This is a genomic window from Chitinophaga sp. CF118 (assembly GCF_900112615.1).
GTDB lineage: Bacteria > Bacteroidota > Bacteroidia > Chitinophagales > Chitinophagaceae > Chitinophaga.
Genome location: NZ_FOMK01000020.1, coordinates 1 through 10,352 on the forward strand (window position 1 = coordinate 1; position 10,352 = coordinate 10,352).

Sequence of the window (10,352 nt, forward strand, 5' to 3'; positions counted from 1 at the left end):
GGCTGATTCAGATATCCTCTACAGAGACCATCTCCACTCGTGCAGATCTCTCCTACCACACCTATCGGACATAAGGCTCCACCGGGTGATAAAACGAACATCTTAGTATTTTGAACAGGGCTTCCTATTAATACATTCTGGCGATCATTATGCCGGGAAATACAGTAAGAAGAAGTAACATCAGAAAACTCTGTCTGACCATAAGTGTTGATGATTTCAAGGTCTTCATTGCCCTGGTAACATTTGTTTACAAAATGGGTATTCAATCGTTCTCCTGTCAGGATCAGCGTTTTTACACACCCGAGCTGAATAGTGGGCGTATAGGACAAATATTCATTCAACTGTGAAGGAATCACTTCCAATACTGCTGTATGATGAGTGTTGGCTGACTGGATCAGTTTCTCTATATTTCTCAGTTCTTCATTATTGCACAGCACTACCTTTCCACCTGTTACAAGCGGCGCCAGCAGCTGCCATATACCACCTACAAAATGCAGGGCTGAATTATGGCAGATCACCGATTCCCTGTTTAATCCCAGCTGATTTATTTTGCTGTACAGGTGATTGATGATTCCTTTATTCTCCAGCATACAACCTTTAGGCACTCCTGTAGAACCTGATGTATAGATCACGTAGGCCAGATCCACGGAACTGTTGACAGATGGGAGGTTTTCTTTTCCGTAACTGCTTACTGCTGCCAGATCATTACTAGTAATGACCGCTTTACAGTTGCTGTTTATCAGTATATAATTGATACGTTCCTGTGGCAACTCAATATCTACCGGTACACAACCTCCACCGCTTTTCAAAACACCCAGTATGGCAATAGCCATAGCTGCGCTACGATCCAGCTGAATGCCAATTAAATCATCTGCCGTTACATCGTAATTATTACGCAGGTAATGTCCCAGCTGGTTAGCCTGCTCATTCAACGCCTGGTAAGTGTAACTTTTATCTTCAAAAATGAGTGCAATCGCATCAGGTGTCTGTATTACCTGTTCTTCAAACAGTTCTATGATAGTGCTGTTTGAAGGATATGCAGTACGGGTATCATTAAAAGCATGCAGCATTTGATTTCTTTCTGCTCTACCCAGATAATCCAGTTGATTGAGAGATACGCCGGGTTGGGTTATTACAGCACTTACCAGCTGTTCAAAGTGATAAGCCAACCGCTCAATGGATGCTTTGCTATAGAGATCCGTATTATATTCAATTCTTGCACAGATCTCTTCACCTGATTCAATAAAATCAAATACCAGGTCAAATTTGCTATTTACGTTGTTACCTCCTTCATAAGCACTCACTTTGAGATCACCCATATTTACCGGCTGCCGGTTGTAGGAGATATTGTTGTTCTGTAATATCACCATTACATCAAACAGTGTTCCGCGGCTGATATCACGCTGAATATTCAGGTCATGTATCAGTTGATCAAAAGGATACGACTGATGAGCATAAGCTCCCAGCATTACCTGTTTTGTATTTTCCAGCAGTTCCCTGTAGCTGTTGTCTCCACTGAAGCGGGTTCTGAGTGCCAGCGTGTTTACATAAAAACCAATCTGATCTTCCAGGTCTGCATGATCCCTTCCTGCTGCCGGACTACCGATAATGATATCCTCCTGATGCGTGTATTTATACAACAAGGTGTTCACCATTGCCAGCAAACTCATAAACAAGGTAGCACCCTGTTCCTGACTAATAGCTTTCAGACCGGTAGTTAATGCAGGATTCAGCATTTTATGAAGGGTACTGCCGTTGAAAGTTTTCATAGGTGGACGGGGTTTATCACCGGTCAGTTCCAATACAGGTAGTTCTCCCTCCAACTGTTTCAACCAGTAATCCCTATCAATGGCGGAGGCGCTGCTGGTTAGCTGTTGCTGCTGCCAGGCTGCATAATCCTTATACTGAATACGCAATGGTCTGAGTGTATGCGGCACTCCTTTGATAAATGCATTATACAATACCAATAACTCATTCATCAGTATGCCAATGGACCAGCCATCACTGATGATATGGTGCATGGTATAAATAAATACCCATTTGTTATTTTCAATCTGGAATAAATTAGCCCTTAATAATGGCCCGGTGGTAAGATCAAAAGATTGAACAAACTCCTGCTGAACAGCCTTTCTGATCATTTCTTCCTGCTGGCCTATGTGCCTGAAATCCCTGTATGCAACGATGAACCCTGTTTCTGCGGGAGAGAGAATAAATTGTTTGATCTCTCCATCTTCATCTTCCATAAAGACAGTTCTCAAAATTTCATGCCGTTCAAGCAATGCGTTAAAGGAAGCACTGAATGCGGCCGTATCCAGATTGCCTTCAAACATGAATACGCCAGGAATATGGTACGATAAGTTTCCTTCTTCAAACTGATTCAGTACCCATAACTGCTGTTGAGCAGAAGACAACGGGTAGAACTGACTGGCTTCTACCGGTTGAATACCTTCAAATGTACCGCTGTTTTTATGCGCTAAAATGCCGGCCATTCCTTCAATCGTAGGGTTCAGGAAAACTTCCGGAATGCTCAGTGATAAATTGGTTTCCTTATGAATCCTGTTGACAAATGCGCCAACAGACAAAGAATTGGCACCAAGGTCAAAAACATCATCTCTCATGCTGATTCTTTCTATACTCAAAATGGATTTCCAGATCGTCGCGATATTCATTTCCAATCTCGTTGCTGGAGCTATATATTCCGTCAGACGGTCATTTCCATCCTGTGCCGGTTGTGGTAATGCTTTACGGTTTATTTTCCCATTACTGTTTAACGGCAGACTTTCCAGCAGTACGTATTGGTTAGGAATCATGTAAGATGGCACTGCACCCCGCAAATAATCTTTGATTTCCTGAATATTCACGGGTTCACTCAGCACCAGGTAACCACAAAGCTGATTATTGTTGGATGCATCTTTATTCACATCTACGATCGCTTCTTTTATTTTATCGTGTTTCGATAAGATACTTTCTATTTCACCCAGCTCTACCCTGAATCCTCTTATTTTTACCTGGTTATCTTTTCTGCCTAAAAATTCCATGTTACCATCCGGCATGAACCTGCCAAGGTCTCCGGTTTTATACATGCGGCCGCCCAGTTTGTTATTAAAAGGATCCTGCCTGAATGAAAAGGCTGTTTTATCCTTATCATTTGCATACCCTTCGGCAACACCTGTACCACCGATGAACAGTTCACCTACCACGCCTTTGGGAACCGGTTGCAGCTGATTGTCCAGGATATAAAAGAAGTTATTTTTGATAGGCCGTCCATAAGGGATACTGCTCCAGGATGCCCCCACTTTATCAATAGGATAATAGTTGGACCATACGGTTCCTTCTGTTGCACCTCCAAGGCTGATGATCTTTGTTTGAGGGAAATATTTTCTGATGCGGTCTGGTAGTTGCACCGGAATCCAGTCGCCACTCATAAACACAATACGCAGGTCATGTTGCAGATAACCATCGTTCTCTACGTCCAGTTCACCAACGAGGTAATTCATGGTAGTAGGCACTGAATCCCAGAAAGTGATCCGTTCATTTAACAACAGTGATTTTAATTTTGTTACATTCTGTACTTCAGACTGACGGGCAATTACCAGCGTACCTCCTACAGACAGTATTCCGAAAATGTCATACACAGACAAGTCAAAACACATAGAGGTAATGAACAGCAAGCGATCTGCCGTGCCTACATTAAACTCCTCATTTACCCATTCCAGCAGGTTAATCACTGAGTGATGTGCAATCATTACTCCCTTTGGACGACCAGTGGATCCGGAAGTGTAAATAGTGTACGCAAGTTGTTTAGGATCTATCTGCAGTCCCGGATTCTCCGTACTGCAGGCAGACAATTGTTTTTCATCGATTATTGTAAAAGCAACATCCGTTAGTTGCTCAGATAAAGGGTAATGTGCATCGGTTATTACTTTTGTAACACCGGAATTCCGAACGATATACTCCTGCCTGTCAGTAGGATACTCAGGGTCAATCGGTACATAAGCACCACCGGCTTTTAATATACCATACATTCCTATGATCATTTCGAAGCTGCGGGATACCAACAAGCCTACATTATCACCCGGTTGAATACCCTGTGCAATCAGATGTGCCGCCAGCTGATTGGCCCTGTTATTCAAGGTACGGTAAGTCATGTCAATACCATCCTGCCTCAATGCAATTCCGTCTGGTGTTTTTTCCACCATTTCTTCCAGCAGCATATGCAGTGTTTTCTCTCTGGCATAATCTGCTATGGTATCATTGAAATCAAACAGTACTTCTTTTACTTCCGGAGGAGTTAATAAGTTCAGCGCAGTAACCGGTGTAGACACGTCTTTAGCAAAACTTTCCAGGATACGCACATAGAGAGCCAATGCGTACTGTACATCTGACTCATTAAAGTAAGCCGGAGTATATTTAATGTTAATAGACAGTCTATCCCTTGTTTTATCGATCTCTACATCAAACAGTGTGTTTGTCATTTGGTTGGTAGAGATGTCTGCAGCATCCAATGTGGGATCTACGGCTCTAACAGCTGATGTATCCAGCTCTTTATATAAATGAAAGTCTGTGAAGTTCAAAATGGTATCAAAAACCGGATTGGCAGAAGAAGACTTCTCTCCGATTATTTTTGCAATCTCACTTAAGTGAACTTCGTATGATTTCACAGTTGTGAGATATTTGTTAACCGTTTTTAACAGTGACAGGATATCGGATAGTTTATCAAAATCTACCCGGATAGGAATGGTATTCAGGAAACATCCCAAAATATATTCGCTGTTCTCAATTTCCGGGCGGTCATGTGTAACCACACCGGTTATAACATCCTGTTCAGCGCAGATGATATGTAACAGATATACATGAGCAGCCAGACAGATAGCTTTGAAAGATAACTGATGATGAGCGGCCAGGCTGGTTAGTTTTGACAATAGATCCCCATTAACCGTCCGGGATACATGTTTCATTCCCGTTTCGCTACCAACTTTAAGCCCCTTGTAATTAAACGGCAGTTTATTGCGTGTATAACCATCTAATAATGTTTTCCAATAGCTATCCGGCAGCTTTGATTTTTCGCGACCTAATAATATGGCACAGTAATCTTTATAGCTATATTTCAAAACCGGTAAATCCGCCGGATTACCATCTGCCAGTAAATCAGCGAGCTCTTTACAGAAGATAGAAACGCTCCAGCCATCGAGTGCCGCATGATGAAAGCTCCAGATAGCACTGCATTCTCCTCCACCTAACTGAAAGATTTTAAACTTCCAGAGTAGTTCGTTATCAAAATCCAACCTGATGCTGAGATCATCTTTCAGATAAGCTGTTATAGCTGCCTTTTTCGCTTCATTAGTCAGCATGGAAAGGTCTTCATATGTAACCGGCAATGCTACTTCTCTCAATACTGCTTTTACCGGTTGGCTGAAACTCTTCATATAAAACCGGGTACGTAGTATAGGATGACGCAGCACCAGTGTTGCTATTCCCTGTTTAAATTTATTAAAGTCATCTACTTTTATAAAAAATACAAACTGATCATAATAAACCGGATCAACCGTATTAAACATCGATGAGTAAATCATTCCCTGCTCTACCTGGGAAACCGGATAGATATCTTCATAGGAAAGAGGCAATCTGTTTTCCAGCAGGTTTTCATTCTCAATCAGTTCCTTTACCCTTTCAATTTTCTTTAATCCTTTATCCAGATTTTTATATATACTTTCTTCTTCTGTACCATCAATCAACCAGCGTGCCAGTTCACGGATAGTCTGGTATTCATATAATTTACCGATAGTGATACCAAGACTAAGCTGCTGTTTGATCTGCACTACCAGCCGCATGGCTTTTATAGAGTCTCCTCCCAGTGCGAAGAAGTTATCATTCACGCCGATAACATCTTTCCCCATGTTCAGTACGCTACTGAAAATATTCACCAGTCTGGATTCCAGTCCCGTTTGCGGAGCCACATATTTTATACCGGAGGTCATACCCATTTCTTCCGGTGCAGGTAATGCCTTTTTATCGACCTTTCCATTTACCGTCAGCGGCAGGCTTTCCATTTCTACATAATAGGCGGGCACCATATATTCAGGCAGCTTCTCAGCGAGGTAACTTCTCACGTCGGTGATCGTGAGGCGTTCCTTGCTAACGATGTAAGCCACCAGGCTTTTATCGCCCTGCATGTCTTCTTTTGCAATAACGATCGCTTCACTGATCAGTTCATGGCTATCCAGTATATTTTTAATTTCTCCCAACTCTATTCTGTAGCCCCTGATTTTCACCTGGTCATCTACCCTGCCCATATACTCCATCTCTCCATTTTCCATGATCCTCACCTTGTCACCTGAGCGATATAACCTTTCCCCGTTTTTAAAAGGGCTGGCCATAAACCGCTGGCTGGTCAGTTCAGGTCTGTTGAGATAACCTCTTGCTACGCCTGCGCCGCCTACATATAACTCACCAGGCACACCTACCGGAACCAATTGCTGCTGCTGATCAAGCACATAACAGCTCAATGTAGGTATGGGCCGGCCTATATTACTGATGTTGTTTTCAATTTCCCTGGTTGTAATTTCCTTGTAAGTAACGTGTACAGTTGTTTCAGTAATGCCGTACATGTTTATCAGCTTTGTTCCGTTATATCTTTCTTTCCACGTATTTAATCTGCCGGGGCTCAGTGCTTCACCTCCAAAAATTACGTAGCGTAGTTGTAAGCCTGGTATCTCGTTTTCGGCTTCCTGTTTTATCAGGTTATAAAATGCTGAAGGTGTCTGATTCAGAATAGTAACTTTTTCGCGCTGTAATAATTCTACAAATGTTTTTGTATCCTGCGCGGTAGATTTAGGCACTACTACAAGTTTACCTCCAAAAAATAATGCACCATAGATCTCCCATACAGAGAAATCAAAACAATAGGAATGGAACATGGTCCATACATCACCGGCATTAAAATCAAAGAGCGGTTTATTGGTTTTAAATAAACGAACCACGTTGTTATGTTGCACCATTACTCCTTTTGGGCGACCTGTAGTACCGGAGGTATAAATAAGATATGCGAGGTTATCAGCCGAGATCTGTAAGGCAGGGTTATTCAGTGGCTGTTTTAAAAGCACTTCATTACTGAACTGATGTTTGTTCCTGGAATGTGTCCGTACTTCATGGTCTTTCTTATTTACTTCCAGAATTACATCATAGCGGTATTTTGTCAGTTCGTTCTCAATGGTATAAATCTTCTCTTGTATATCCACGGATTTGATCTCACTTTCATCAATAGTCAGGTCTTCAAAGAACCCTTTTGCAACAAAAAGATCGGCTGAGAAATCTGTTTTCGTATTGTATCCTTTTCCTTTATTGGCGGCTTTAAATGCTTCGAGTTCACTTACCAGGGCTTCCCTTCTTTCAATATCCATAACATCGCCGATAAAGATGCGGCCGTTGTCTTTTAAAAGGCTGATGGCATCTCTGATCACACTTCTCAGGTAATTATGCCCGTGAAAATGCTGAATAACACTGTTAATGATGATCAGGTCAAAATCCTTTTCGTCCAGTGTTGTTATTTCATGCGCTGCAAGGGTTTTAAGTTTTACATTGGTAAAACCTTTTGAGGCTATTAAAGCACGGGTATTGTCTATAATTACCGGTGATAAGTCCGTCCCATAAAACAGGGCCACATCCTGTGCTATTTTGCTCAGGGTTAATCCGGAGGAGCAGCCAATTTCCAGGACCCTCATCTCCTTATGAAGGGAGCCGGATAATTTCTTATACGCATTCATCGCATATTCTTCCATTTCCGCGGCAGCAATCGACTGCCCGGTAAAACTGCTGATCCATCCACCACCGGAAATCTGGTCAACAGCTACGCTACCAAAATGATCCCATAACTCCTGGCTCATCATCACATTCTCCACCTGTTCTTTTTCGGCATACACATTTATTGAATCAACGCATAAATAACTTCCGAGGCATTCATTGGACCATTGCAGTCTGTTCAGGGTTTCAATAAATTCTTTTTCTGATATCATGGTTTTGATGCCGGTGTCCTTTACCATAAAATCCAGGCGTTCTTCCGGTGTATCCGTTTCAAAAGGGATGTACATTCCACCGGCCTTTAAAACCCCCAGCATGGCGGCTATACAATCCGGCTGACGGTTCAGTAATATCCCAACACCGTCTTCCTTTTGCAGCTGTACCTCATTCATTAAGAAATGAGCAATCTGGTTAGCACGGTTGTTTAATTCCTCGTAAGTAAGCGTCGTTTCTTCAAAAGCAATGGCGGTATTACCGGGCGTTTCTTTTACCTGGGATTCAAACAGATCAATGATGGTGGTAGTAGCCGGATAATCGACAGCAGTATCATTAAATTCTTCCAGTAACTGATGACTTTCTGTTTCACTCAGGTAGTTTAAAGCGTTGAGCGGCACGCCTGGATTATTGACAGCAGCGGTTAATAACTGCACGAAATGATCACCTAATCTTTCAGCTGTTTCTTTATTATAGATGTCATTATTGTAGTCTATTTTAACGTCCAGCTCATCTCCGGTTTCTTTAAAATCAAACCGCAGGTCGAAGATGCTCACAACTCTTTCTGTACCAGCGTAACTGCTGACAGTGATATCATCTATCTTTTTCACACCGTTAAGATTGCTGCCGGTACCGGTATTCTGTAATACGACTACCACATCAAATAAGGCATGCCTGCTGATATCCTTACCCAGATTGGCGGCTGTTACCAGTTCATCAAAAGGGTATGCCTGATTTTCGAATGCCTGCAATGTAACCTGTTTGGTATTTTCAAACAGTTCCGTGAAGTTATCACTCCCGTTAAAAGAAGTACGCAGCGCCAGCATATTCACATAAAAGCCGATCTGGTTTTCAAGATCTATATGATCCCTGCCTGCAATGGGACTACCGATTATAATATCTTCCTGATGGGTATATTTATACAATAAGGCGTTAACAGCAGCCAGCAGTGCGGTGAAGAGCGTAGCCCCCTGTTTCCTGCTCATTTCTTTTACAGCTTTTAACAAGGCTGCATTTATTCTCCGGGTAATGATACCACCATTATATGTTTTTACTGCTGGTCTTACTTTATCACCGGCAAGATCCAGTACGGGCAGGTTTCCTGAAAACTGCCGCAGCCAGTATGCCTTCTGATTTTTCAAGCCGTTGCCTGTCAGTTGTTCCTGTTGCCAGGCAGCATAATCTTTATACTGTATACGCAATGGCGGTAAGGTATTAGCCGTATTGTTAGCATGCGCATGGTACAGTGTCAATAGTTCATTGATTAAAATGCCCATGGACCATCCATCGCTGATGATATGGTGCATCACATAACTGAATACCCATTTATTATCTGCTACCTGAAAAAGTACAGCCCTCAGCAGGGGGCCTGCAGTGAGATCAAAAGGTTTGATTAGTTCCTGCTGTACATTATTTCTCAATATTTCTTCCTGCGCTGTTTCGTTGCGCATATCAACATGCTGTACATGGAAGTCTATCTGCTCAGAAGAAAGTATAAACTGTTTGATTTCTTTCTGTTCATCTTCTTTAATAACAGTGCGAAGACTTTCATGTCTTTCCAGCAGAGATTTAAATGCTGCGGCAAATGCGTCATGATTCAAATCCCCTTCCAATACATACACGCTGTGCATATTGTATGCAACACTTCCCTTTGAGGTTTGACTTAATACCCATAGCCTTCTCTGGGCAGATGATAACGGATAACTGGATTGTTCCTGAACGGCAGGAATGTTTAACTTAAACGAATCAGTAAATCCCGATTGATCACTATTTAATAAGAACTGGATAAGCTCTTCTTTCCGCTCTCTGATAGCATTTATCAGTGCAGGGTTTATCTGGGTTTCGCTGGTAAAAACCTGTAATTTACCGTCAACAACTTCCAGTAAAATATTATTGTCTCTAATATCTTTTAATAACGCTTCCATATTTTAATTACGATTAGATTATTGATAATGTGTTAATGGGATTTATATTTCTATCTGAGTCAACTTTTCCTTTTTCTGTTTTTGTTTATTCTGGTCGAGGATGAACAGAATTTGTGCGGCTATACCGGCGACAGTAGGGTTCTTATAGATGTTTGGAAAACTGATCCTTATAAGGAAAATAGCATTAATCCTGAGAATAAGTTGTGCAATTTTCAGGCTATGACCACCCAGTTCAAAGAAATTATCGTTTATACCAATCTTTTCCCTTCCTAATATTTCTGCCCAGATCATTGCTAATGTTTCCTCTGTCTTATTACGAGGGGCTACATAAGCTGTACCTGTAGACATTCCCAATCCCATCGGATCCGGTAGCCGCTTCCTGTCAACCTTCCCATTAGATGATAACGGTAAAGTATC

Annotated in this window: 2 protein-coding genes; both read right to left on the bottom strand. The window is 41.9% G+C overall.

Annotated elements, in window-relative coordinates; translation table 11 throughout:
* Positions 1–9,935 (bottom strand): non-ribosomal peptide synthetase (locus tag BM176_RS31970; RefSeq protein WP_090108483.1); only part of this gene is annotated, 9,935 nt, incomplete at its 3' end.
* A 42-nt stretch (positions 9,936–9,977) separates the two neighbouring features.
* Positions 9,978–10,352 (bottom strand): phosphopantetheine-binding protein (locus BM176_RS31975; protein WP_143097982.1); only part of this gene is annotated, 375 nt, incomplete at its 5' end.